The sequence below is a fragment of the Gordonia sihwensis NBRC 108236 genome, from assembly GCF_000333035.1.
GTDB classification, from domain to species: domain Bacteria; phylum Actinomycetota; class Actinomycetes; order Mycobacteriales; family Mycobacteriaceae; genus Gordonia; species Gordonia sihwensis.
Genome location: NZ_BANU01000035.1, coordinates 13788 through 37430, shown reverse-complemented (window position 1 = coordinate 37430; position 23643 = coordinate 13788). Strand labels below are relative to the sequence as shown.

Genomic DNA, 23643 nt, shown 5'->3' with positions numbered 1-23643 from the left:
GAAGGAACGAGACTCATCATGATCGACGAAGCGCTGCTCGACGCCGAGGAGAAGATGGAGAAGGCCGTCGCCCACCTGCGCGACGACATGGCCTCCATCCGCACCGGGCGTGCCAACCCGGCGATGTTCAACAAAGTCGTCATCGACTATTACGGCGCTCCCACTCCGATCACCCAGGTGGCGGGCATCAACACCCCGGAGCCGCGGCTCGTCGTCATCAAGCCGTACGAGCAGTCGACGATGAACGACATCGAGACCGCCATCCGGAACTCCGACCTGGGCGTCAACCCGACCAACGACGGCACGGTGATCCGCGTCGCGATCCCGCAGCTCACCGAGGAGCGCCGCAAGCAGCTCGGCAAGCAGGCGCGCGGCAAGGGCGAGGACGCCAAGGTCGCGATCCGCAACGTGCGACGCAAGGCCGTCGACGAGCTCAAGCGGATCCAGAAGGACGGCGACGCGGGCGAGGACGAGGTGACGCGCGCCGAGAAGGAACTCGACAAGACCACGCACACCTACACCGATGCGGTCGACGAGCTCGTGAAGAACAAAGAAGCTGAGCTGCTCGAGGTATGACGAGTACACCGGAGCAGGCTGAGAAACCCTCCGGGGGGAGTTCCCGGGCCGGCCGGAACCTCCCGGCAGCCATCGGCGTCGGCTGCATCCTGGGCGGTCTGCTCATCGCCGTGCTGCTGCTGGCCCCGGACGGCTGGTACGGCGTCGTCGCTGTCGCACTGGCGATCGCGACCTGGGAGGTCGTCAAGCGGCTGCGGGACGGCGGTTTCGCGGTCCCGGTGATCCCGCTGCTGGCCGGTGGACAGGCGATGATCTGGCTGTCGTGGCCGTTCGGACTGGCCGGGACCTTCGTCGCGATGGCGGCGACGATCCTGGTGATGATGGTCTGGAAGCTGTTCGCACAGGGTCTGTCGAACGCTCCGGTGAACTACATGCGCGATCTGTCGGTCGCGATCCTGGTGCTGGCGTGGCTGCCGATGCTCGCGACCTTCGGCACCTACCTGGTACGCCAGGAGGACGGTGCGCTCCGCGTCTTCACCCTGATGATCGTGGTGGTCTGCTCCGACGTCGGCGGCTATGTGGCGGGCGTGCTGTTCGGCAAGCATCCGATGGCGCCCGCGATCAGTCCCAAGAAGTCGTGGGAGGGACTGGCCGGATCGGTTGTCGTCGGCACCCTCGGCGCACTCGCCTGCGTCGTGTGGATCCTCGACACCTCGCACTGGTGGATCGGTTTCGTGCTCGGTCCGCTGCTGGTGGTGGTCGCCACCACCGGCGACCTCGTCGAGTCCCAGATCAAGCGCGACCTCGGCATCAAAGACATGGGCACGCTGCTGCCCGGTCACGGCGGCATCATGGACCGTCTGGACTCGCTGCTGCCCTCGGCGTTCATCACCTGGGCAGTGCTGGCCTGGCTGCTGTGAGGAGCGGGGCGGCGAGCGCTACCCGTGCTTGCGCGCCTTCTTCAGCGCCCGGTTGAGCTGGAAGATCCTCGCGCCGCCGAGCAGTGCGGTGATCAGGGCGCCCGCGATGGCGGCGATCAGCAGGCTCACGCCGAGTGGCAGGTCGGCCTTGAAGAAGATCAGGTCGATCTCCACCGAGTCGGGGTTCATGACGATGAACACGATCAACAGGATCGTGACCAGCACCCCGAGCACCCATCCGACGTACGTCGCCTGAGTACGTGTGCCGGATGCGGCGGAGGCCGCAGCGGCCACCCGTCGGCGTTCGGCTTTCACCGGATCGACGGTGCCGTACTGCTGCGACCCCTCGACCGGAGCGACCTCGTGTGGCTCCGCGCCGCCGGACGTCTCGTCGAATCGGTCCCCGTGCTTCGGATCAGGTGTGGTCATGCCTCTATCGTCGCATGAGACAATGGTCGGTGTGAGCTCTCTGCCCCTCGTTTTCGACGCACCCAAGCGCGGCCTGCCGCCGAAGCATTTCGCCGACCTCGACGAGCAGGGCCGCATCGAGGCGGCCGCCGAGCTCGGGCTGCCCAAGTTCCGGGCGAATCAGCTGGCCAAACACTATTACGGCCGGCTCACCGCCGACGTTCAGGAGATGACCGACCTGCCCGCGGGCGCACGCGAGGATGTCGCGCGCACGCTCTTCCCGACGCTCATGACACCCGTCCGGCACATCTCCTGCGACGACGACAGCACACGCAAGACGCTGTGGCGCCTGCACGACGGCACGCTGCTGGAATCGGTCCTGATGCGCTATCCCGAGCGGAATACTCTGTGCATCTCCTCACAGGCCGGGTGCGGTATGGCGTGCCCGTTCTGCGCGACCGGTCAGGGCGGACTCGACCGGAACCTGTCGACCGCGGAGATCGTCGACCAGGTCCGGGCCGCCGCCCGAGCACTGCGCGACGGTGAGGTCGGAGAGCCGGGCCGGCTGTCGAACATCGTCTTCATGGGCATGGGGGAGCCGCTCGCGAACTACCGGCGCGTGGTGGACGCGGTCCGCAAGATCACGTCCCCGGCGCCCGACGGCTTCGGCATCTCGGCGCGGTCGGTGACCGTGTCGACGGTGGGTCTCGCGCCGGCGATCCGCCGCCTGGCCGACGAGGGGCTGTCGGTGACCCTCGCGGTGTCGCTGCACACCCCCGACGACGAACTGCGCGACACCCTGGTGCCGGTCAACAACCGGTGGTCGGTCGCCGAGGTGCTCGAGGCCGCGCGCTACTACGCGGACACGACCGGCCGGCGCGTGTCGATCGAGTACGCGCTCATCCGGGATGTGAACGATCAGCCGTGGCGCGCCGACCTGCTGGGACGCAAGCTCCGGTCCGCGCTCGGTTCGCTCGTCCATGTGAATCTCATTCCGCTGAATCCGACGCCCGGATCCGAGTGGGACGCCAGCCCCAAACCGGTGGAGGCCGAGTTCGTCCGCCGGGTGCGCGAACACGGGGTGTCGTGCACGGTCCGCGACACCCGCGGGCAGGAGATCGCTGCGGCGTGCGGTCAGCTCGCCGCCGAAGAGAAGTAGGCGCGTCATACACGGACAGAGACGAGAAAGACCCGGACGACGTGGCGTCCGGGTCTTTCAGGTATTCCGGTGACTGTGCCTGCGCAGCCGGGTCAGCGCTTCCAGACGCCCTTGCGCGGAATCATCTCGTAGACGGTGTAACCGATCAGTGCCACGGCGATGACGATGAGGAAGATGTCCTCGATGTGGCCGACGTGATTACCCTTGAGCATGCCGAGCAGGATGATCGCGGTGACGAAGGAAGCGATCGCGATCGAGCGGCGGGCCACACCGTGCCAGCCGAAACGAGCCGACGGGGCGTCGGCGGGCTCGTGAACCCATCCGGTATCGATGGTTTCGACCTCAGTGCTTGCCACGTTCACTCCTTATGACGACCGGTAGTAGTCCGGCCTACAGCATAACCCGACCCGCGTGCGCGACAATGTCGGGTGTGACGACGCGTGTTTTGATTCTCGGATCCACGGGATCCATTGGCACCCAGGCCCTCGAAGTGGTCGCCGAGCACCCGGACCGGTTCCAGGTGGTCGGCCTCGGGGCGGGCGGGGGAAGCCTGGAACTGCTCCAGCGGCAGGTCGCCGAAACGGGGCTGGCGCCGCAGCGGGTGGCCGTCGCCGACGCCGACGCCGCCGCCGTGCTCGGCGACCGGCTGGGCGGCCCGGTGCTCGGCGGACCCGACGCCATGGTCCGCCTGATCGAGTCGGTGGAGGCCGACGTGATCCTCAACGGAGTGGTCGGGGCGATCGGTCTGCGCCCGAGCCTGGCCGCCCTGGAGTCGGGGGCGCGGCTCGCACTGGCGAACAAGGAGTCGCTGGTGGCCGGCGGCGCCCTGGTGCTCGACGCCGCGGCGCCGGGTCAGATCGTGCCGGTCGACTCCGAGCACTCGGCGATCGCGCAGTGCCTGCGCGGCGGCACCGCGGACGAGGTGGAGCGACTCGTCCTGACGGCGTCCGGGGGGCCGTTCCGCGGGTGGACCGCCGAGCAGGTGCGCGGTGTGACGCCCGAGCAGGCGGGCAGGCATCCCACCTGGTCGATGGGTCCGATGATCACCCTCAACTCGGCGACGCTGGTCAACAAGGCCCTCGAAGTCATCGAGGCGCACCTGCTGTTCGGCGTCGACTACGACCGCATCGACGTCACCGTTCACCCGCAGTCGATCGTGCACTCGATGGTGACCTTCGTCGACGGAGCCACCATCGCGAAGGCGTCGCCGCCGTCGATGAAGCTGCCGATCGCACTGGCTCTCGGCTGGCCCCACCGCGTCCCCGGCTCGTCGTCGGCGTGCGACTGGACCACCGCGTCCACGTGGACCTTCGAGCCGGTGGACGACGAGGTGTTCCCGGCGATCCGTCTCGCACGCAGCGCCGGAAAGGCAGGCGGCAGCCTCACGGCGGTGTACAACGCCGCCAACGAGGTGGCGGCAGAGGGATTCTTCGCCGGCGCCATCGACTTCCCGCGGATCGTCGGCGTCATCGCGGACGTGCTGGCCGACGCCGATCAGTGGTCATCGCGGCCGGGTACCCTGGACGAGGTGCTGGCCGCCGACCAGTGGGCGCGGCGGCGTGCCGCGGAGCACGTCGCGGCGCGCTCGTAGTCGGGAAGAACACACTCGGCACGGACGCGGCCGGCACGAACACAGTCAAGCGGGGCTCGGTGCTCCCACGGGTCTGAGGGAGACGATCAGTGAGTCTGGTGCTCGGCGTCGCGCTCTTCGCGCTGGCACTGCTGATCTCGATCGCCTGGCACGAGCTCGGTCACATGTGGGCCGCGCAGGCGACGGGAATGAAGGTGCGCCGCTATTTCGTCGGCTTCGGTCCCACCGTGTGGTCCACCCGGCGCGGGGAGACCGAGTACGGCGTGAAAGCGGTGCCCCTCGGCGGCTTCTGCGACATCGCGGGCATGACGCCCCACGAGGATCTGACCGACGAGGAACGCGAACGCGCGATGTACGCGCAGCCGACCTGGAAACGGCTCGTGGTTCTCGCCGCCGGACCCGTCCAGAACTTCATCCTCGGCTTCGCGCTCGTCGTGGTGCTGGGTCTGGGGTGGGGCCTGCCGATCATCGGCGATCAACCGGTGTACGTGAAGTCGCTGGAGTGCGTGGCCACCACCACCGATGCGCAGGGAGTGCCCGTGGCGTGCACGGGAACGGCCCCGGCTGCGGTAGCCGGACTGCAGGTCGGCGATCAGGTGCTCGCGGTGGACGGCCACACCGTCACCGACCGGTCCGACATGATCCAACGCGTCCAGCAGTCCGCCGGCACCGTCGCCCTCACGGTGGAGCGCGACGGCCACCGGATGGATCTGACGGTGCCGGTGACCCCGGTCCAGCGGATGGTGGAAGGCGACGGCGGCGCGCTGCGCCCCGCACAGGTCGGAGCCATCGGCGTGGGCCTGGACACCGCCTACGTCGAGCACTACGGCGCGGGCAGCATCTGGGGCGGCGCGCTGCGTTTCACCGGCGACATCTTCAGCGAGACCTTCAAGGCGCTGATCTCGCTGCCGTCCAAGGTCACCGGCCTGTGGCACGCGGTCACCGGCGGCGAGCGCGCCGTCGACAGTCCGGTCAGCGTGGTCGGCGCGTCGGTCCTCGGCGGACAGGCCGTGGAACACGGTTACTGGGACATGTTCTTCGGGCTGCTGCTCAGCGTGAACTTCTTCCTGGGCGCCTTCAACCTGATCCCGTTGCTCCCGCTGGACGGCGGACACATGGCGATCGCCCTCTACGAGAAGATCCGCAACACCGTGCGCCGCCGCTTCGGCAAGATCGCGGCGGGTCCGGTCGACTACTACCGGCTGCTGCCGATCACCTACGCGGTGGTGGCCGTGATGGGCGGGTTCATGATCCTCACCGTGACAGCCGACATCGTCAACCCGATCAAGGTGTTCTGACGCCGTCACCGCCAGGCGCCCCGAGCGCGTCCGGGCCGGGGCGCCCGCCCTCACGCCGAGGGACGGATGGTGAAGGCGGTGTCGCCGTCGGTGAACACCAGACCGGTGTCGGCGGAGGTGCCGGACTTCGCCAGACGGCTGCCGGACAGTCGGCGGTAGGCGCTCACGTGCGAGGTGAGGCCGGTCAGCGAGGCGACGTCGATGACGTAGAGCCACTTCTGGTCCTGGCTGAGGACCACTCGGGCCGGCGGGCTGGTGAGTCCGGTCGGCGTCGACGCGACCGTGTTGAGCGTCCCGTTCCGGCCGATCCGGAACGAGGCCACATTCATGCCCATCGTCATCGACGCGTAGGCGTACCTGCTGTCGGAGGTCACCGCCATGCCGTGCGGCACGAGCCCGACGAACGGGGCGCCGATGGGCGTCAGCGTGCCGTTCCGGTTGATGCGCCAGCCGTTGATGTTGTGCGACTGCTCGTTGCCGATGTACAGGTATTTGCCGTCGGGCGTGACCTGGCCGAGTGCGGGCATCAGCCCCGCGGCCTGAGTGGTCCCGATGTGGGTGAGCTTGCCCGAGTCGCTGAACGAGTACGCGTCCATGGTGCAGGCCACGAAGCTCGGCACGTAGACGTGCTTGCCGTCCGGTGTGAAGAGCGGATGGCCCAGGGCGCTGACGGGGTTCGGCTGATCGGTCCGGCTGACGGGCGTCAACCCGCCGGTGCTCGAGACCCGGTAGGTCACCAGGGTGGTGCGCACCGAGCCAACGGTCGCGACCAGGTAGCGGCCGTCGGGACTGAAGCCGAGGCCGGTGACGGGACCGCCGGCGTCGGTGATGCCGCCGCCCGCCAACGGGACCAGCCGGCCTGCGGAGGTGAGGTGCCACGCGTGGATGTTCGACGAGGCCACCCCCGCGCTGTAGACCCACTTCCCGTTGGGATGCGGCCGGAGGGCGAGGGAGAACGAGGTCTTCGTCGGAGCGGTGCTCACCTTCGTCAGCTGCGGCCCCTGGGCCTTCAGGACGGTGACGCCGGACGTGCCGCTCGCGCCGACGACCAGATACTCCGGACTGCCCGACGACGCGGGATCGGCACCCGCTGCCGGCGTCGTCGCCGACTGGGCGGTCATCGCCAGTGCGAGGGCGCCGGCGACGAGCGCCGCCTGTCGGCCGGCGTTCTTCGCGGAGGTGCGTGCGGGGGCGTCGGGATGGTGATTCTCGGGGTGGTGGTCGTCATGGGCGGTTCCGTTCGGCAGAGGTGGCGGACAGGGACGGGTGATTCGGACGTGCGGACAGGGGCGCAGACAGTGATCTGCAGCACTGATGCTGCCGCGTCCGCAGGCCGCTGAACTGTCCAAATCCCTGGACATCGGCCCGGTCGACGCGGTGCGCACGGTGGCGCCGGGGTCGGTAGACTCGAGGGGTGACCGCGCCGGCGCGCCCGCCGATCACGGTGTCGCCGATCACGGTGCCAAGGAGAGGAAACATGACTCAATCGATCGGTCTCGGGATTCCCGCCGGACCGCCGCCGGTGCTCGCTCCCAGACGCAAGACGCGGCAGATCCACGTCGGCGACGTCGGCGTCGGCAGCGACTTCCCGATCTCCGTGCAGTCCATGTGCACCACCAAGACACACGATGTGAACGCCACGCTGCAGCAGATCGCGCAGCTCACCGCCTCCGGATGCGACATGGTCCGGGTGGCGTGCCCCCGCCAGGAGGACGCGGACGCGTTGCCGGTGATCGCGCGCAAGTCGCAGATCCCGGTGATCGCCGACATCCATTTCCAGCCGAAGTACATCTTCGCCGCGATCGACGCCGGCTGCGCCGCCGTGCGCGTCAATCCGGGGAACATCAAGGAGTTCGACGGCCGCGTCAAGGAGGTCGCCAAGGCGGCAGGCGACGCGGGCATCCCGATCCGGATCGGCGTCAACGCCGGATCCCTCGACAAGCGACTGCTGGAGAAGTACGGGAAGGCGACGCCGGAGGCTCTGGTGGAGTCGGCCCTGTGGGAGGCGAGCCTGTTCGAGGAGCACGGTTTCGGCGACATCAAGATCTCTGTGAAGCACAACGACCCGGTGGTGATGGTCGAGGCCTACCGTCAGCTGGCCGCGCAGTGCGACTACCCGCTGCACCTCGGCGTCACCGAGGCCGGACCGGCGTTCCAGGGCACCATCAAGTCGGCCGTGGCCTTCGGTGCGCTGCTGAGCGAGGGCATCGGCGACACGATCCGCGTCTCACTGTCGGCGCCTCCGGCCGAGGAGATCAAGGTCGGCGACGCGATCCTGCAGTCGCTGAACCTGCGCCCGCGGAAGCTGGAGATCGTCTCGTGCCCGTCGTGTGGCCGCGCGCAGGTCGACGTCTACAAACTGGCCGACGAGGTCAGCGCCGGACTGGAGGGCATGGAGATCCCGCTCCGCGTGGCCGTGATGGGCTGCGTGGTGAACGGGCCGGGCGAGGCCCGCGAAGCCGATCTCGGCGTCGCGTCGGGTAACGGCAAGGGCCAGATCTTCGTCAAGGGCGAGGTCATCAAGACCGTTCCCGAGGCACAGATCGTCGAGACTCTGATCACCGAAGCGCTGCGTATCGCCGAGGAGTCGGGGGAGACTGGAAGCGGCGCCCCGGTCGTGACCGTGACGTAGCGATCCGCTGTCACGTCGGGATGCTGCTGAACTGAAGTGAGCAGGGAGGTGGGCCGTGCTGGGGATCCTCGGTGACCGGCCGCTCGGCGCCAAAGACGCCGACGCGGTGGCCCGCGCACTCGACCTCGACCCGGTGGCGTCGTGCATGGTCGCGGCACGGGTGGAGGCGTACGGGCTCTCGCCCCGCTTCCTCGGAGGCGAGATGTGGACCGCCTCGCAGCCGAGCGAGTCACTCGCCTTCTCGGGTGCGAATCTGATGCCGCTGATCGGCGGCGCGACCGATCTCGACGTCTTCGCCGACCGCGCACTGGCGTCGCCGCGTCTGTGCTCGTCGGTGGTGGGATCGGCCGACCTGGTGCTCGGACTGTGGGACCGCGTCGCGGCGGCATGGGGTCCCCCGCGGGAGATCCGCGACGACCAGCCGCTGCTCGCGCTCACGGGCTACCCCGAGATCGCGCCCGATCCGCAGGTCCGCCTGGTGACGATGGCCGATCTGGACGCCTACTTCCCGGCGGCCGTCGAGATGTTCATCGGCGAGGTCGGCGTCGATCCGCGGGCCGGGGACGAGGGCAGGTCGTACCGGAGGCGGCTCGCGGCCCTGATCTCGGCGCGGCGCGTATTCGCCCGATTCGACGGAGACCGCGTGGTGTTCAAGGCCGAGATCGGTTCCATGTCCCGCAAGGTGGGCCAGATCCAGGGCGTCTGGGTGGATCCTGACTGGCGCGGCAGGGGATACGGCGTGGTGGGCACCGCGGCGGTGGCCGCGGCGATCGCCCGCCAGGGCCGAATCGCGAGCCTGTATGTGAACAGCTTCAACGCCGCCGCCCGGCACACCTACGAACGGGTCGGATTCCAGCAGGTCGGCACCTTCGCGACCGTCCTGGTCGACTGACGGCCACCGCCCGCTCGTCCTCTATGATCGGGCCGATGCCCAGTACACTCCGAGCGCGCTTGCGTCGCCCTCATCGCAGCCGGTCGACGGTGCCGTGCCTCGTCGTGGTGCTGGCGCTGCTGGCGACTCTGACGGCGTGTGCGACGCAGGACGACGGTCCCCGGTCGGCTGTTCAGACCTTCCTCGACCGGTTCGCCGACCGCGACTTCTCCGGCGCGGGGGCGGTCACCACCGATCCGGACCGGGCTCGCGACCAACTCGCGCAGACGTGGACCGGACTGGCGGCGGACTCGATGTCGGCGACCGCCGGGCGGGTACGGATCGATCAGGACGTCGCGGACGTGCCCGTCACCTACACCTGGACCCTGGCCGGCGGCAGATCGTGGGAGTACTCGGCGAACATCGCGCTCGGCCGCGGCGACACCGGCTGGTCGGTGCGGTGGAAGTCGTCGGCGATCCATCCCAAGCTCGGCGCCGACCAGCGGCTGGCGATGTCGCAGACCAGTCCGCCGCGGGCGGCCGTCAACGAGTCCGACGGTTCGGAGGTGATGGTCGACGGCACCGTGGTCGGGGTGTCGTTCGACGCCGCGAAGGCCGCGGCCGGGGGAAGCGTCAGCGATTCGGCGCACCGTCTGGTGGACGTCCTGGGTCCCCTGATCCCCGGACTCGACCCGCAGGCGATCGCCGAGAAGTCGACGGCGCGGAGCGATCCGCTGCCGATCGGCCGGATCCAGACCGCGGACTTCGACCGGCTGCGCGACCGGCTGGCCGTGCCCGGAATCGTGACCGAGGACCAGGCCGTTCTGGTTCCGCGGGACCCCGGATTCGCACCGTCGGTGCTCGCGAAGGTCAAGGACGAGGTCTCCGGCGGCCTCACCGGGGCCAGCGGGTGGCGGGTCTCGGTGCTCAACCCCAACGGACTGGTCGCCGACGTGGTCGCCGACGAGTCGGGCACGCCCGCGCCCGCGGTCCTGCTGACCCTGTCGCGGTCGGTGCAGGACGCGGCGCAGCGCGCGGTGAACGCCGTCCAGGGGAAGCAGGCGATGCTCGTGGCGTTGCAGGCGTCGACCGGCAAGATCCTCGCGATCGCCCAGAACCGCGATGCCGATCGTGACGGCCTCATCGCCACCTCCGGTCTGTACCCGCCGGGTTCGACCTTCAAGATGGTCACCTCCGCGGCGGCCTTCCACGACAAGATGACCGATCCCGACGCGATCGTGCCGTGTCCCGGCGAGATCCACATCGGTGAGCGTTCCATCCCGAACTACGACGGCTTCTCGCTCGGGGCGGTGCCGCTGCGCTCCGCCTTCGCCCACTCCTGCAACACCACCTTCGCCGACCTGGCCAGCCGGATGGGGCCCACCGATCTCACCCACGCGGCCGCCGCGATGGGGCTGGGAGAGGTGTACCGGGTGCCCGGTCTGGACGTGAAGTCCGGCTCGGTGCCCGTCGAACCCGGGCTGGTGGCCCGCAGCGAAGACGGTTTCGGACAGGGCCGGGTGCTGGCGAGCCCGCTCGGCATGGCGCTCGTGGCCGCGGCCGCGGCCACCGGCAGGGCTCAGGTCCCGCAGCTCATCGACGGACGCGAGACGACGGTGACCGGCCCGCAGGCCGCGCTGTCGGACGAGGTGTACCAGCGGCTGCGGCCGATGATGCGCGCGGTGGTCACCGAGGGAACGGCGACCTCGATCGCCGGATCGGGCGAGGTGTACGGCAAGACGGGCGAGGCGGAGGTCGCGGGCGGATCGCACGCGTGGTTCGCGGGCTATCGCGGCGACATCGCGTTCGCGACTCTCATCGTGCTCGGCGGCGACTCCACCAATTCGGTGAATGTGACGCGCGACTTCCTCGACGCGATCCCCGCGGGCTACCGGCCGTAGCCTGCGGTTCACCGCGCGGGTGTGATGATCCGTTCGCCGGTGTCGGGGTGGTCCCAGATCAGGACCGGATGATCGTAGGTCTCCGACAGCAGGTCGGCGGTCATCACCTCGTCGACGGCGCCGGTCGCGAGCAGCCGTCCGGCCTTCATCACGGCGACGCGGTCGGCGTAGGCGGCCGCGAGCGTCAGATCGTGCACCACGAGGATCACCGTGGCGCCCGCCGCCGCACGGCGCGACAGGATCGTCAGGACCTGTTCGGTGTGCCCGATGTCGAGTGCGGCGGTGGGCTCGTCGAGCAGCAGGACCGGTGTGTCCTGCGCCAGCGCACGGGCCAGCGAGACTCGTGCCTGCTGCCCGCCGGAGAGCTGCGGGAACGGCCGATTCAGTAGATCTTCCAGCCCGCATTCGGCGATCGCGGCGTCGATCAGTTCCTCCGACTGCACCGCCTGCGGGGTGCGGGTCCACGGGAATCGGCCCATCTCGACCACTTCGCGCACCGTGAACGGTGTGTCGGCCCGGTTCTGCTGCGTCACGAGCGCGCGGGCGCGGGCGAGAGTGAGCGAGTCGGCCCGGTGGACGTCGATGTCGCCGATGCGCACGGTCCCGGACTCCGGTGCGCGGACTCCGGAGACCGCGGACAGCAGGGTCGACTTCCCGCATCCGTTCGGGCCCACGAGGGCCAGGATCTCGCCGGGGTGCGCGGCCAGGTCGACGCCGTGGACGATCTCCCGGCGGCCGATCCGGACGGTGACGCCCTCGGCGACGACTCCGCCGTGCACGGCGGTCTGCCCGGTCACCATCGTGCCGCCGCATTCCGCCGGCGCAGCAGGAGGAAGAACACCGGGCCGCCGATCAGCGAGGTGAGCATGCCGAGCGGCAGTTCGCCGCCGGTGAGTGTGCGCGCGGCGAGGTCGGCGGCGGCGATCACCAGTGCGCCGCCCAGGGCGCTCGCCGGAAGCAGCAGGGCGTGCCGCGGGCCCACCAGTAGGCGCATCACGTGCGGGACGATCAGGCCGACGAACATGATGATTCCGGTGAACGCGACGCCCGCCGCGGTGAGCATCGCGACCAGGACGATCACCTGGCGTCGCACGGCCTCCACGTTGACGCCGAGGGCGGCGGCCTGCACTTCGCCGAGGGCGAGCAGGTCGAGCTTCTTGACCAGCACCATTCCGCCCGCGAGGCCGGCGAGGGCGAGCGGTGCGACGATCTTCACCTGAGTCCACGAGACGTTGCCTGCCAGCGAACCGAGCTGCCAGAAGACGATCTGCTCGCGGGCTGCGGTGGAGGCGACGTAGGTCAGATAGGCGATGATCCCGAGCGCGAAGGCATTGACGGCGATACCCGTCAGGACCAGCATGATCGTCGACGACGCACCGTCACGGATGCTCAAGACGTAGACGCCGGCCGTGGTGAGGAGCCCGAAGAGCGCGGCGGCGCCGGCGACGGCCCAGCCGTTGGTTCCGGTGCCGCCGATCACGATCATCAGGCAGGCGCCGACCGCGGCTCCGGACGAGACGCCGATGATGCCCGGCTCGGCGAGGGGATTGGCGAGCACTCCCTGCAGCAGGCAGCCCGCCGTGCCGAGAGCGAGCCCGACCAGCAGCCCGAGCAGGATCCGCGGGAACCTCGAGACCCACAGCGCGTTCTCGCCCTGTGGATGCGTGGGCAGGGGACCGATGTCGAGGTGCCAGTGGTGCGCGATGGAGCCGAGCACCTCCAGAGGCGGAATGTGTACCTGTCCGGTGCCCGCGGAGACGACGACCACCACGCCGAGCAGGACGAGCGTCGCCGCCATCACCCACAGTGCGCGGCCGCGGAAGACCGACAGCGCGGCCGTCAGTCGATACCGCAACCCGGGAGCGCTGTCGGACCGCGGGTCCCGTGGTGCAGTGTTCCCGTGTCCGGCGTCAGTGTGCCGCGGCTCGGCGCGGTCGGCGAGATCAGACATAGATCGCCTTCGCCAGCGCGCTGAGGACCAGACCGGTGTCGGGACCGAACATGAGGATCTGCGTCTCGTCCATCTCGACGATGCGCCGGTTGCGCCCGGCGGAGGTGTCGGCCACGGCCGGCAGCTGAAGGACCTTGTCGAGGCCGCCGACCGAGTCGGCGCCCTGGGTCATCACGAGCAGTACGTCGGGATCGGCCCGGAGCATCGATTCGGCGCTGACTTGCGTGAACGGAGCGGTCAGGCCTGCCTTGGTGCCGGCGTCGCGACCGCCGAGCGCTTCGATGAGATCGTCCGCACCGGAACCCGGACCCGCGAGCAGGATCAGATGTTCGCCGCGGATGTACAGAAAGCCGATGGTCGGATCGCCGGTCGGGCGAGGGAGGAGGGCGCGGGCGTCGGCGATCTGCTTCTCGGTGCGCGCCACCAGTTTCTCGCCCTGCGCGGGTACGCCGAGCGCGGCGGCCACATCGCGGATGAGCGCGGGGCTGCCGGCCACCGACCGCTGGCCGGTGAAGACCGACACCGGGATGCCCGCGGCACGGATCTGGTCGACCGCACCCGCGGGGGTGGCGTCGTCGGAGACCAGGACGATGGACGGATTCTGAGCGAGGACGCGTTCGGGGTTGATCGCGTGGCCGGTCTCGGTCACGTACGGCAGCCGCGAGGCCGACGGAAAGGTGGTGGAACGGTCGCGGCCCACGACGTGCGGGCCCAGGCCGAGCGAGAAGACGATGTCGCCCAGCGTGCCGTTCCGATCGAGCGCGATGATCCGGTCGGCGCGGGGGCCCGGCACCACGGCGGAGTCGACCGGGACGACGTCGGCGTCCGGGAGCGCCGCGGTGGCGGGGCCGGAGCGCAGTGTCGCGCTGGCCGCGGTGGCGGTCGCGCCGGTGTCGATGGGCTCGGTGGTGCATCCGGATACGAACAGTCCGACGACCAGCAGCAGGGCCCAGACAGGGGCGATCGACATCGCGGACCGGGTAGGAGTCGTCACCTGAATCCGCCTTGTCATGCTCACAGTTCTGTTAGGCACACCTTACTGGTTGGTACCTCCTCGACGCACATCGGTGCGATTCCGGCCGAGCGGTGTCCGCGGAGGAGGCGTCCGTAGAATTTCCGTCATGACAGTTCGCGCACCACTCGTTCCCGGCGTCGTGGCTCCGACGCTGCCCGTCCCCGACTCGATCGAACGTCCCGAGTACGCGTGGAAGGACTCGGTGAACGAGGGCCACGAACCGTGGGTGCAGACCCCGGAGACGATCGAGAAGATGCGCGTGGCGGGCAGGATCGCGGCCAACGCCCTGGCCGAGGCGGGTCGGGCGGTCGCTCCGGGAGTCACGACAGCCGAACTCGACCGGATCGCCCACGAGTACATGGTCGATCACGGCGCCTACCCGTCGACGCTGGGCTACAAGGGATTCCCGAAGTCCTGCTGCACCTCGCTGAACGAGGTGATCTGTCACGGCATCCCCGATTCGACGGTGATCGAGGACGGCGACATCGTCAACATCGATGTGACGGCCTACATCGACGGTGTGCACGGCGACACGAATGCGACGTTCCTCGCCGGCGACGTCTCACCGGAGGCGCGGGATCTGGTGGAGCGGACCAGGATCGCGACCGAGCGCGCGATCAAGGCCGTCAAACCCGGTCGCGCGCTCAACGTGGTGGGCCGGGTGATCGAGGCGTACGCGAACCGCTTCGGGTACTCGGTGGTGCGCGACTTCACCGGCCACGGGATCGGTGAGACCTTTCACAACGGTCTGGTGGTGCTGCACTACGACCAGCCGAGCGTCGACACCGTCCTGGAACCGGGGATGGTCTTCACCATCGAGCCGATGATCAATCTGGGCGGCCTCGACTGGGAGATGTGGGACGACGGGTGGACCGTGGTGACCGCCGACCGCAGGTGGACCGCGCAGTTCGAGCACACCCTCGTCGTCACCGACACCGGTGCAGAGATCCTGACGCTGCCCGACGAGAGCTGACTTCGGGGGGTGAGCGGCGCACTTCTGGTCGGTGGCACGAGCAGCGACGCGGGCAAGAGCCTGATCGTCGCCGGACTGTGCCGGGCGCTGGCGCGTGACGGGATCACGGTGGCGCCGTTCAAAGCGCAGAACATGTCGAACAATTCCGCCGTCACCCTCGACGGCGGTGAGATCGGCCGGGCGCAGGCGCTTCAGGCGCAGGCCTGCGGTCTGGAACCGGACACGCGATTCAACCCGGTGCTGCTGAAGCCCGGCGGTGACCGGCGCTCGCACGTGGTGGTGCGCGGACGCACGGTCGGCGAGGTCGGGGCCGCCGACTATCAGCTCTGGCGTACCCGGCTGGCGGGTGTGGTCGCCGACGAACTCGCGTCGTTGCGACGGGACTTCGACGTGGTGATCTGCGAGGGCGCGGGCTCGGTCGCGGAGATCAACCTCCGCGCCACCGACATCGCGAACATGGGATTGGCCCGGGCGGCGAACATGCCGGTGGTGCTGGTCACCGACATCGACCGCGGCGGATCGCTGGCCCATCTGTTCGGCACCACGGCGGTCCTCGACGCGGACGACCAGGCGCTCGTCGCCGGATACATCGTGAACAAGTTCCGCGGCGATCCGGCGGTCCTCGCTCCCGGACTGGAGATGGTGCGCGAGCGCACCGGGCGACCGACCTTCGGCGTGATCCCGTTCGCCGACGGTCTCCGGCTCGATGCCGAGGATTCGCTGGCCGCATCGGTCGGCGCCCGCGTGGGCGGACCTCGCGGCGTGGGCGGCGCCGGACGGGAGCGGCTGTCGGTGGCCGCGATCCGGTTGCCCCGCATCTCCAACAGCACCGATGTCCTGGCTCTGGCGTGCGAACCCGACGTCGACGTGACGTGGGTCGACGACCCGTCGGCGGTCCGGGCCGCGGATCTGGCGGTGCTGCCCGGAACCCGCGCGACCCTCAGCGACCTCGCGTGGCTGCGGACCACCGGTCTGGCCGATGCGCTGATCGAACGTGCGCAGCGCGGCCGGCCGGTGCTCGGGGTCTGCGGCGGCTTCCAGATGCTGTGCCGGAGCATCGTCGACACGGTGGAGTCCGTCGGCACAGTGGAGTCGGGTGTCGCCCGGCCCGTCGAGGGGCTGGGGCTGCTCGACGTCGACATCGAGTTCGCCGAAGACAAGACCCTGCGGACCTTCGACGGTCACGCGGCCGGTGAGCCGGTGCGCGGATACGAGATCCATCACGGGGTCGTGGTGCGCAGCGAGGAGCAGCCCTGGCTCGACTCCGCGGCGACCGGCCCCGAGGGCGCCCGCAGGGGAGCGGTCTACGGCACCCACTGCCACGGCGCGCTGGAGAGCGACGGCTTCCGCCGCGTCTTCCTGGCCGAGATCGCGCGGCGGGCGGGCCGGACTGCCTTCACCGCCGATCCGCGGCTGTGCGTCGCGCAGGTGCGCCGGTCGCAACTGGATCTGATGGCCGATCTGGTGTGCGAGCACCTCGACATGCCGAGTATCCACGGGTTGATCGAGGGCGGCCCGCCCGCGGTGCCCACCGTCCTATCCTGGCTTGGTGAACACCGCGCACCTGACCGTAGAGCATGACGGACTGACCTTCGACGTCGAGGAGAGCGGGCCCGCTCGGGGACCGTGGGTGGTGCTCCTGCACGGGTTCCCGGTGAACTCGCGGTGCTACGACGACGTGGTTCCGCGCGTGCACGAGGCCGGGCTCCGCACCCTGCGCATCGATCAGCGGGGCTACAGTCCCGGTGCCCGGCCCGAGGAGGTCGACGCCTACCGTCTCGACACGCTCGTCGGCGACGTCATCGGGATCCTCAACCACCTCAACATCTCGTACTCGATGGTCGTCGGCCACGATTGGGGCGGGATCGTCGCCTGGCATCTGGCGGCCAAGCATCCCGACCGCTTCACCGGCCTGGTGGCCGTCAGCACCGGACACCCGTCCGCGATGCGCGATGCACTCGCGGCGGGCGGCGATCAGCGTGAGCGGTCGGCCTACATCAAGGATTTCATCGCCGACGGCGCGGAGGAGAGGCTGAGCGCCCGAGACGGCGTCCTGCTCCGGCGTGCCGGCGTGACCGGCGAGGAACTCGCGCCGATCCTCGAGCCGGGTGCGCTGACCGGTCCGCTGAACTGGTATCGCGCCAATTTCACCGGCGACGTCGCGGCCACCCTGGCCTGCCCGCCGGTCGAGATCCCGACCACCATGGTGTGGAGCGACGGCGACGCGGCTCTGGGACGCGAACAGGCCGAGTTCAGCGGCCGATACGTCTACTCCGACTTCCGCTTCTCTGAACTCCACGGCGTCGACCACTGGATTCCCGAGAATGCGGCGGCCGCTCTGGCGAGCGAGATCTCCCTGCGGTCCTCGCGCTTCTGAGAACCCGCTCGGGCCGCCGCCGCCCTCACTCCAGGTCCAGGCCGAGGAGTGCGTTCTCGAGCACCTCCGGCATGGCGGGATGGATCCAGTACTGGCCGCGGGCCATGTCCGGCACCCGGAGACCGAAGCTCATCGCCTGGATGACGGGCTGGATCACGGTGGACGCCTGCGGACCCATCAGATGCGCGCCGAGCAGTTCACCGCTGCGACGATCGGCGATGAGCTTGCAGAATCCGGTCGTGTCCTCCATCGCCCAGCCGTAGGCGACGTCGCCGTACTCCTGCACCTTGACGGCGATGTCGCGCCCGGTCTCGCGGGCCTGCGCCTCGGTGAGTCCGACGGTGGCGATCTGCGGATGGGTGAAGACCGCGGCCGGCACGTACCGGTGGTCGAACGAGGCCAGCTCGTCGGCGTGCCAGCCGAGCAGCAGATTCTCCTGGACCACACGCTGTTCGTGGTTGGCGACGTGCTTGAGCTGGAACGGTGAACTGACATCGCCGAGCGCCCACACCTCGGGAGCCGGTGTGCGGCCGTGTGCGTCCACCGGCACGCGGCCGTCGGCGAGCAGCTCCACACCGATCGTGTCGAGGCCGAGGCGGTCGCCGTTGGGTGTCCGGCCGGTCGCGACGAGCAGGGCGTCGGCATCGACGTGCCGGCCGTCGGTGAACGAGAGCCGGACGCCGTCGTCGCCGAGGTCGATCGCACCCGCGAGCGTGCTGTCGAGCCGGACGTCCCACTGCCGGCGGGCCACCGCGGTGAATCGCTCGCTGACGTCGTCGTCGAGCCGGCGCAGCAGCCGTCCGCTGCGGGCGACGACGGTGACGTCCACGCCGAGAGCGGAGAAGACGTGGGCGAACTCGGCGGCGATGTATCCGCTGCCGAGGATCGCCATCCGCTTCGGCAGGGCGGGCAGGCGCATCACGTCGCTGTTGGTGTAGTGATGAACGCCCGAATCGGCGATCACCTCAGGAATCTCCGACCGCGAGCCCGCGGCGACGACGACCTTGCGGGCCAGCACCAGGTCGCCGTCGTCGGTCACCAGGCGGTATCGGGCCGACTCGTCGTCGCGGCCGTCGAAGCGGACGTGGCTGGAGTAGACGGTGACGTTGTCGCAACGCTCCACCCGGTACTCCTTGCCGCCGGCCGAGATCGGGTCGATGCGGCCGAAGACCCGGTCGACGATGGCGGGCCAGTCGACCGATTCGACGCTCGCCTCGACGCCGTACCGGGCCGCCGACCGGACGGTGTCGGCCACGTCCGCGGCGTAGACGAACATCTTCGTCGGAATGCACCCGACGTTGAGGCAGGTGCCGCCGTAGACGCCCTCCTCGAAGATCGCGATGCTCATCGCGTCGAAGCGTTCGTCCGGGATGGAGTTGCCGCTTCCCGAACCGATGATCGCCAGATCGACCTGCTGAGCGCTCATCGCCGCGCCCCCTCGCCGAAGATCGTGTGCAGCCAGTTCTGCACTTCGTCGTAGGCGATGCGCCGGGGCGTCTCCAGAGAAAGGAAGACGTCGTGGCGGGCGTCGGGGACGGCCACCGCCCACACGCGACGGCCGATCACGCCGGACCACTGCGCGATCTGCTTCACGTCGAGCACGCAGTCAGCGGTGTCGACCGCAGGCTCGTAGGCCCCGGTGAAGCGGGTCTTGTCCGATCGCAGGACCAGGGCGGGCACGCCGATGTCGAGCCCCCGGTGCAGGCGATGCTGTCCCGCGCGGACGGCGGCCAGCCAGCCGAAGGTCACCGGGAAACCGCCGAGCGGCTTGCGCCGCAGATCGTAGGTCCACTCGCCGTGGGCGTCGGCGGACAGGCTCTCGCCGTACGCTGCCGAGAGTTTCTGCGGCAGCACGGCTTTGGCCCGAACTCGGCCGACTCCGCGGATCAGCAGATTGACGGCGTCGGTGCGCAGCAGGGGATCGCCCTGCAAGTCCAGCCAGGGGCTGTTGAGGACCAGCCCCTTGATGCGGCGGTGCCGGTCCGGATCGGTGCGCCGGAGTCGGTCGAGCCAGAGCGGCGTGATCAGTCCTCCGGTGGAGTGGGCGACCACGATCACCCGAGCCGGCTCGTCGCCGGACCCGGATTCCTCGGTCACGACATCGAGTGCCGCGTTCAGCTCCTGGTCGTAGAACTCGAGGTCGGTGGTGAAGTGCGGTTGCTGCCCGTCCAGGAGCGACCGCCCGCACTTGCGCAGATCGAGCGCGTAGAAACCGTAGCCCCGATCGTGGAAGAACTCGGCCAGCTCCTCCTGGAAGAAGTAGTCGGTGAAGCCGTGGACGTACAGGACCGTCCCGGCGGTGGCCGGTTCCGCTCCGGCCTGGCGGATCAGGGTGGCCTCCACGGCGCCCTCGCCGTCCGGGTCGTCGCCGAGGGGGATGGTCAGCACTTCGTATCGGTCGAGGAGTTCGTCGGGACGCCATTGCCGGCTTTTCACGCTGCTCACGCCGACCAGCTTAGGCCGCACCCGTCGGTGCGCGGATCGGGCGTCGGCGTGGCACCCGTTGTCGCACACCCCACACTTGCGCGCACCGATGCTGCCTCAGACAACGCGATGGTGAACAATGATCCGCGATACAGGTCGTGAATGCCCTATGGGTGGAGGAGTTCAGCAGCGTGGCCAAGGTGATTAAGACAGACGTGGCGCTCGTCGGTGCCGGAATCATGAGCGCCACGCTCGGCGCGCTGCTGCGCCGACTGGAGCCCAGCTGGTCGATCAGCCTGTTCGAGCGCCTGGAGGCGGCCGCCGCCGAGAGCAGCGACCCGTGGAACAACGCCGGCACCGGCCACTCGGCGCTCTGCGAGCTCAACTACACGCCGGCCGACGCCAACGGCGACATCGACATCACCAAGGCGCTGAACATCAACGAGCAGTTCCAGGTCTCGCGGCAGTTCTGGGCCTACGGTGTTGACAACGGCCTGCTCGGTGCGCCCGACGAGTTCATCAACCCGATCCCGCACGTGAGCTTCTGCCACGGCGCCGACGGCGTCGAGTACCTGCGCAAGCGCCATGCGGCGCTCTCGAGCCACACCCTCTTCGAGGGCATGGAGTTCATCGACGACGACGCCGAGTTCGCGGCGCGGCTGCCGCTGATGGGCGCCGGCCGGGACTACTCCGATCCGGTGGCCCTGAACTGGTACACCCAGGGAACCGACGTCGATTTCGGCGCGCTCACCCAGCAGCTGCTGAACTTCGTCGGCCGTGACGCCGACCTCTACTTCGGGCACGAGGTCCGCAACCTCACCAAGCAGTCGGACGGCAGCTGGGTGATGAAGATCCGCAACAACCGCACCGGCGAGAAGGTTCGCGTCGAAGCGAAGTTCGTCTTCGTCGGCGCAGGCGGCGGCGCACTGCACCTGCTGCAGAAGTCGGGCATCTCCGAGGCCAAGGGCTTCGGCGGCTTCCCGGTCAGCGGCGAGTTCTTCCGCTGCACCAACCCCGACGTGATCGCACAGCATTCGGCGAAGGTGTACGGCCAGGCCGCGGTGGGCGCCCCGCCGATGTCGGTGCCGCACCTGGACACGCGCGTCATCAATCACGACAAGGGCCTGCTCTTCGGCCCGTACGCGGGCTGGTCGCCGAAGTTCCTCAAGACCGGCGGCGTCATGGACCTGCCGAAGTCGGTGAAGCCGGGCAACCTGCTGCCGATGATGTCGATCGCCCCGCAGGAGTTCGGTCTGCTCAAGTACCTGATCTCCGAGCTCGCCGCGAGCCCCGCCGACCGCGTCAAGACGCTGCAGGACTTCGCGCCGCGCGCCGTCGGCGAGGACTGGGAGCTGATCACCGCCGGTCAGCGCGTCCAGGTGATCCGCAAGACCGGTGTCGGCGGCAGCCTCGAGTTCGGCACCGCGGTGGTCGCGGAGGGCGACGGCACGCTCGCCGGTCTCCTCGGAGCGTCGCCGGGCGCCTCGACCGCGGTTCCCGCGATGATCTCGGTGCTTCAGCAGTGCTTCAGCGGTCGTTTCGAGGGCTGGAAGAGCACCCTGACCGAGATGATCCCGTCGTTCGGCCAGAAGCTCGACGAGAACCCCGCCCTGTACCGCGAGTTGTGGGACTGGACCAACCGCAGCCTCCGGCTCACCGCGCGGCCCGACGCCTGATTCGATGAGTGACGCCGGCGTTCGCTTCCCGTTCAGCGCGGTGGTCGGACAGGATCGCCTCAAGCTCGCACTGATCCTGTCCGCCGTCTCGCCGGGGATCGGCGGTGTCCTGATCCGCGGTGAGAAAGGGACCGCGAAGTCGACCATCGTCCGCGGGCTCGCCCCGCTGCTCGGCGAGGATTCGCGCGTGGTCGACCTGCCGATCGGCGCCACCGAGGACCGGGTGATCGGGTCGCTCGACCTGACTCGGGTGCTGCGCGACGGTGAAGCCCGGTTCACGCCGGGTCTGCTGGCGCAGGCCGACGGCGGCGTCCTGTACATCGACGAGGTCAACCTCCTGTCGGACCATCTCGTCGACGTCCTGCTCGATGCGGCCGCGAGCGGCCGAGTCACCGTTGAGCGTGACGGCGTCTCGCACACCCAGGCGGCGGCATTCGTGCTGGTCGGGACGATGAACCCGGAAGAGGGCGAACTGCGTCCGCAGTTGCTCGACCGGTTCGGGCTGGTGGTAGACGTCGCCGGTGCCCGTGACGTCGACGAGCGCGTCGAGATCGTCACCTCACGGCTGGCCTTCGACGCCGATCCGCAGGGCTATGCGGAGCGGTTCGCCGACGCCGAGGCCGATCTCGCGCAACGGATCGTCGCGGCCCGCGACCGCGTCGCGACCGTCCGGATCCCGCAGCGGGAGCTCCGCCGGATCGCCGGCGTCTGCTCTCACCTCGACGTCGACGGTCTGCGCGGCGACATCGTCGTGGCCCGGACCGCCGCCGCACACGCCGCATGGCGCGGCGCCGACGAGATCGACGCCGACGACGTGCGGGTGGCCGTGGAACTGGCACTGCCGCATCGACGGCGCCGCAATCCCTTCGACGAGTCGAGCATGACCGACCAGCAGCTCGACGACGCCCTGGACGCCGGTGAGCAGGCCGCGGGCCCGCGGGACGAGTCCGAGTCCGGGCCGCAGCAGCCGGACGGACCCGACGACAGCGGCCCGAACTCAGACGGCCCAGACTCAGGCGGCCCAGACTCGGGTGGCCCGGAACCGGACGACGATCCGGACGGACCCGACACGGATCCTCCCGACACCGATCCGCCCGGCGGTTCAGGAGCGCCGACCGGCCCGGACTTCGGTTCGGCACCCGGTGGTGCCCGCATCCGCACCTTCCGCGCCGAGGGCGTCGGTGACGGTGATGTGGGCCGCCGTTCGCGGGCCCGGACCAGCCGCGGCATCACCACCCGGGCCGTCGACTTCGGTCCGCGGACCGGGGTGCACCTGTTCGGCACCGTGCTCGCCGCCGCCCACCGCAGCAGCGGCGACGGGCTCCCCGCGCTCATCGCCGACGATCTCCGCGGAGCCGAGCGCATCGGCACCGAAGCCAATCTCGTGGTCTTCGTCGTCGACCTCTCCGGATCGATGACCGCCCGCGCCCGGCTCACCGCGGTGCGCAACGCCTGCGTCGACCTCCTGCGCGACTCGTACACCCGGCGTGACCGGGTGGCGGTGGTCGTGGCCTGCGGAAGGGATGCCTACGTCGCGGTTCCGCCGACCCGGTCGGTGGACCTGGCGGTGGCGCGCCTGGCACAGGTGCGCACCGGCGGACGCACGCCGCTGGCCGAGGGACTGCACCGGGCGCTCGAGGTGATCGAGCGGGCCCGCCGCACCGACCCGGAGCGCAGGCCCCTGCTGGTGGCGCTCACCGACGGCCGAGCCACGGCCGGGGCCGACGCGCCGCGCCGCGCCGACGCCGCCGCGGACGAGGTCGCGCGCAGGGGAGTCTGCGCCGTTGTGGTGGACTGTGAGCAGGGCCTGGTCCGTCTCGGTCTGGCCGCCGACCTGGCGCGCCGGCTGGGCGCGCAGTACGCGACGATGGATTCGCTGACCTCGTCCGGACTGGCCGAGCACGTCCGCGGCGTCGCGTGACGCCGGTGGC

General features: G+C 69.7%; 21 protein-coding genes. 13 read left to right on the top strand and 8 right to left on the bottom strand.

Features of this window, described 5'->3' with window-relative positions:
* The first annotated feature begins 18 nt into the window (after positions 1–18).
* Entirely contained in the window at positions 19–576 is a 558-nt protein-coding gene (gene frr, locus GSI01S_RS17120) for a ribosome recycling factor (RefSeq protein ID WP_006897891.1), read from the top strand.
* Positions 573–1436 carry a phosphatidate cytidylyltransferase gene (locus tag GSI01S_RS17115; protein WP_006897890.1) on the top strand — a complete coding sequence of 288 codons (864 nt, stop codon included), beginning with the start codon at positions 573–575 and terminating at the stop codon, positions 1434–1436. Before frr ends, GSI01S_RS17115 begins: the two co-directional genes overlap by 4 nt.
* An 18-nt stretch (positions 1437–1454) precedes the next feature.
* Here GSI01S_RS17115 and GSI01S_RS17110 read toward each other — a convergent pair whose 3' ends face one another.
* Entirely contained in the window at positions 1455–1865 is a 411-nt protein-coding gene (locus GSI01S_RS17110; protein ID WP_006897889.1) for a LapA family protein, read from the bottom strand.
* A gap of 31 nt (positions 1866–1896) precedes the next feature.
* Between GSI01S_RS17110 and rlmN the strand changes: the two genes are divergently transcribed.
* Positions 1897–3003, top strand: coding sequence for a dual-specificity RNA methyltransferase RlmN (gene rlmN / locus GSI01S_RS17105; protein ID WP_039868035.1), 1107 nt, complete (start codon positions 1897–1899; stop codon positions 3001–3003).
* A 92-nt stretch (positions 3004–3095) separates the two neighbouring features.
* On the opposite strand, the gene GSI01S_RS17100 is transcribed toward rlmN, so the two are convergent.
* On the bottom strand, positions 3096–3359 hold the full coding sequence (locus GSI01S_RS17100) for a DUF2631 domain-containing protein (RefSeq protein WP_006897887.1): 264 nt from the start codon (positions 3357–3359) through the stop codon (positions 3096–3098).
* 65 nt (positions 3360–3424) lie between these two features.
* On the opposite strand from GSI01S_RS17100, the gene dxr reads away from it, so the two are divergent.
* Both dxr and GSI01S_RS17090 read left to right on the top strand, forming a co-directional pair.
* The gene (gene dxr, locus GSI01S_RS17095) at positions 3425–4594 is read left to right on the top strand and encodes a 1-deoxy-D-xylulose-5-phosphate reductoisomerase (protein WP_039868018.1); all 1170 of its coding nucleotides are present in this window, start codon (positions 3425–3427) and stop codon (positions 4592–4594) included.
* A gap of 89 nt (positions 4595–4683) precedes the next feature.
* Positions 4684–5892, top strand: a complete 1209-nt coding sequence (locus GSI01S_RS17090) for a M50 family metallopeptidase (RefSeq protein ID WP_006897885.1) — start codon at positions 4684–4686, stop codon at positions 5890–5892.
* Positions 5893–5942: 50 nt separating this feature from the next.
* On the opposite strand, the gene GSI01S_RS17085 is transcribed toward GSI01S_RS17090, so the two are convergent.
* Complete coding sequence (locus tag GSI01S_RS17085; RefSeq protein ID WP_233500083.1) at positions 5943–7253, bottom strand: lactonase family protein; 1311 nt, start codon at positions 7251–7253, stop codon at positions 5943–5945.
* 116 nt (positions 7254–7369) lie between these two features.
* Here GSI01S_RS17085 and ispG point away from each other — a divergent pair, with 116 nt between their 5' ends.
* Genes ispG through GSI01S_RS17070 form a run of 3 tightly spaced genes read left to right on the top strand, consistent with a single transcriptional unit; the run spans position 7370 to position 11296 of the window.
* The gene (ispG, locus tag GSI01S_RS17080; RefSeq protein ID WP_006897883.1) at positions 7370–8524 is read left to right on the top strand and encodes a flavodoxin-dependent (E)-4-hydroxy-3-methylbut-2-enyl-diphosphate synthase; all 1155 of its coding nucleotides are present in this window, start codon (positions 7370–7372) and stop codon (positions 8522–8524) included.
* 55 nt (positions 8525–8579) lie between these two features.
* Positions 8580–9416 (top strand): GNAT family N-acetyltransferase, encoded by an 837-nt coding sequence (locus GSI01S_RS17075; protein ID WP_006897882.1) that lies wholly within the window; start codon positions 8580–8582, stop codon positions 9414–9416.
* Between the two features lie 35 nt (positions 9417–9451).
* The gene (locus GSI01S_RS17070) at positions 9452–11296 is read left to right on the top strand and encodes a penicillin-binding transpeptidase domain-containing protein (RefSeq protein WP_081598153.1); all 1845 of its coding nucleotides are present in this window, start codon (positions 9452–9454) and stop codon (positions 11294–11296) included.
* Between the two features lie 8 nt (positions 11297–11304).
* Here GSI01S_RS17070 and GSI01S_RS17065 read toward each other — a convergent pair whose 3' ends face one another.
* The 3 genes from GSI01S_RS17065 to GSI01S_RS17055 are packed head-to-tail and all read right to left on the bottom strand — an operon-like array spanning position 11305 to position 14241.
* Entirely contained in the window at positions 11305–12096 is a 792-nt protein-coding gene (locus GSI01S_RS17065) for a heme ABC transporter ATP-binding protein (RefSeq protein ID WP_006897880.1), read from the bottom strand.
* Positions 12090–13247 (bottom strand): FecCD family ABC transporter permease, encoded by a 1158-nt coding sequence (locus GSI01S_RS17060; RefSeq protein ID WP_006897879.1) that lies wholly within the window; start codon positions 13245–13247, stop codon positions 12090–12092. The genes GSI01S_RS17065 and GSI01S_RS17060 overlap by 7 nt, the downstream gene beginning before the upstream one ends.
* Positions 13240–14241 (bottom strand): heme/hemin ABC transporter substrate-binding protein, encoded by a 1002-nt coding sequence (locus GSI01S_RS17055; protein WP_006897878.1) that lies wholly within the window; start codon positions 14239–14241, stop codon positions 13240–13242. Before GSI01S_RS17055 ends, GSI01S_RS17060 begins: the two co-directional genes overlap by 8 nt.
* Positions 14242–14368: 127 nt before the next feature.
* On the opposite strand from GSI01S_RS17055, the gene map reads away from it, so the two are divergent.
* The 3 genes from map to GSI01S_RS17040 are packed head-to-tail and all read left to right on the top strand — an operon-like array spanning position 14369 to position 17612.
* Positions 14369–15235, top strand: coding sequence for a type I methionyl aminopeptidase (map, locus tag GSI01S_RS17050; RefSeq protein ID WP_006897877.1), 867 nt, complete (start codon positions 14369–14371; stop codon positions 15233–15235).
* 9 nt (positions 15236–15244) lie between these two features.
* Positions 15245–16816 carry a cobyric acid synthase gene (locus tag GSI01S_RS17045; RefSeq protein WP_006897876.1) on the top strand — a complete coding sequence of 524 codons (1572 nt, stop codon included), beginning with the start codon at positions 15245–15247 and terminating at the stop codon, positions 16814–16816.
* Complete coding sequence (locus GSI01S_RS17040) at positions 16785–17612, top strand: alpha/beta fold hydrolase (RefSeq protein ID WP_006897875.1); 828 nt, start codon at positions 16785–16787, stop codon at positions 17610–17612. The genes GSI01S_RS17045 and GSI01S_RS17040 overlap by 32 nt, the downstream gene beginning before the upstream one ends.
* 25 nt (positions 17613–17637) lie before the next feature.
* Here GSI01S_RS17040 and GSI01S_RS17035 read toward each other — a convergent pair whose 3' ends face one another.
* Both GSI01S_RS17035 and GSI01S_RS17030 read right to left on the bottom strand, forming a co-directional pair.
* Complete coding sequence (locus GSI01S_RS17035) at positions 17638–19038, bottom strand: mycothione reductase (RefSeq protein WP_006897874.1); 1401 nt, start codon at positions 19036–19038, stop codon at positions 17638–17640.
* Positions 19035–20066: an alpha/beta hydrolase gene (locus GSI01S_RS17030; RefSeq protein WP_039868030.1), complete on the bottom strand. Its 1032-nt coding sequence runs from the start codon at positions 20064–20066 to the stop codon at positions 19035–19037. The genes GSI01S_RS17035 and GSI01S_RS17030 overlap by 4 nt, the downstream gene beginning before the upstream one ends.
* 209 nt (positions 20067–20275) lie before the next feature.
* Here GSI01S_RS17030 and mqo point away from each other — a divergent pair, with 209 nt between their 5' ends.
* On the top strand, positions 20276–21712 hold the full coding sequence (mqo, locus tag GSI01S_RS17025) for a malate dehydrogenase (quinone) (RefSeq protein WP_372452493.1): 1437 nt from the start codon (positions 20276–20278) through the stop codon (positions 21710–21712).
* A gap of 4 nt (positions 21713–21716) precedes the next feature.
* A complete protein-coding gene (locus tag GSI01S_RS17020) occupies positions 21717–23633 on the top strand; it encodes an AAA family ATPase (RefSeq protein WP_006897871.1) in 1917 nt (638 codons plus the stop codon).
* Positions 23634–23643: the final 10 nt, after the last annotated feature.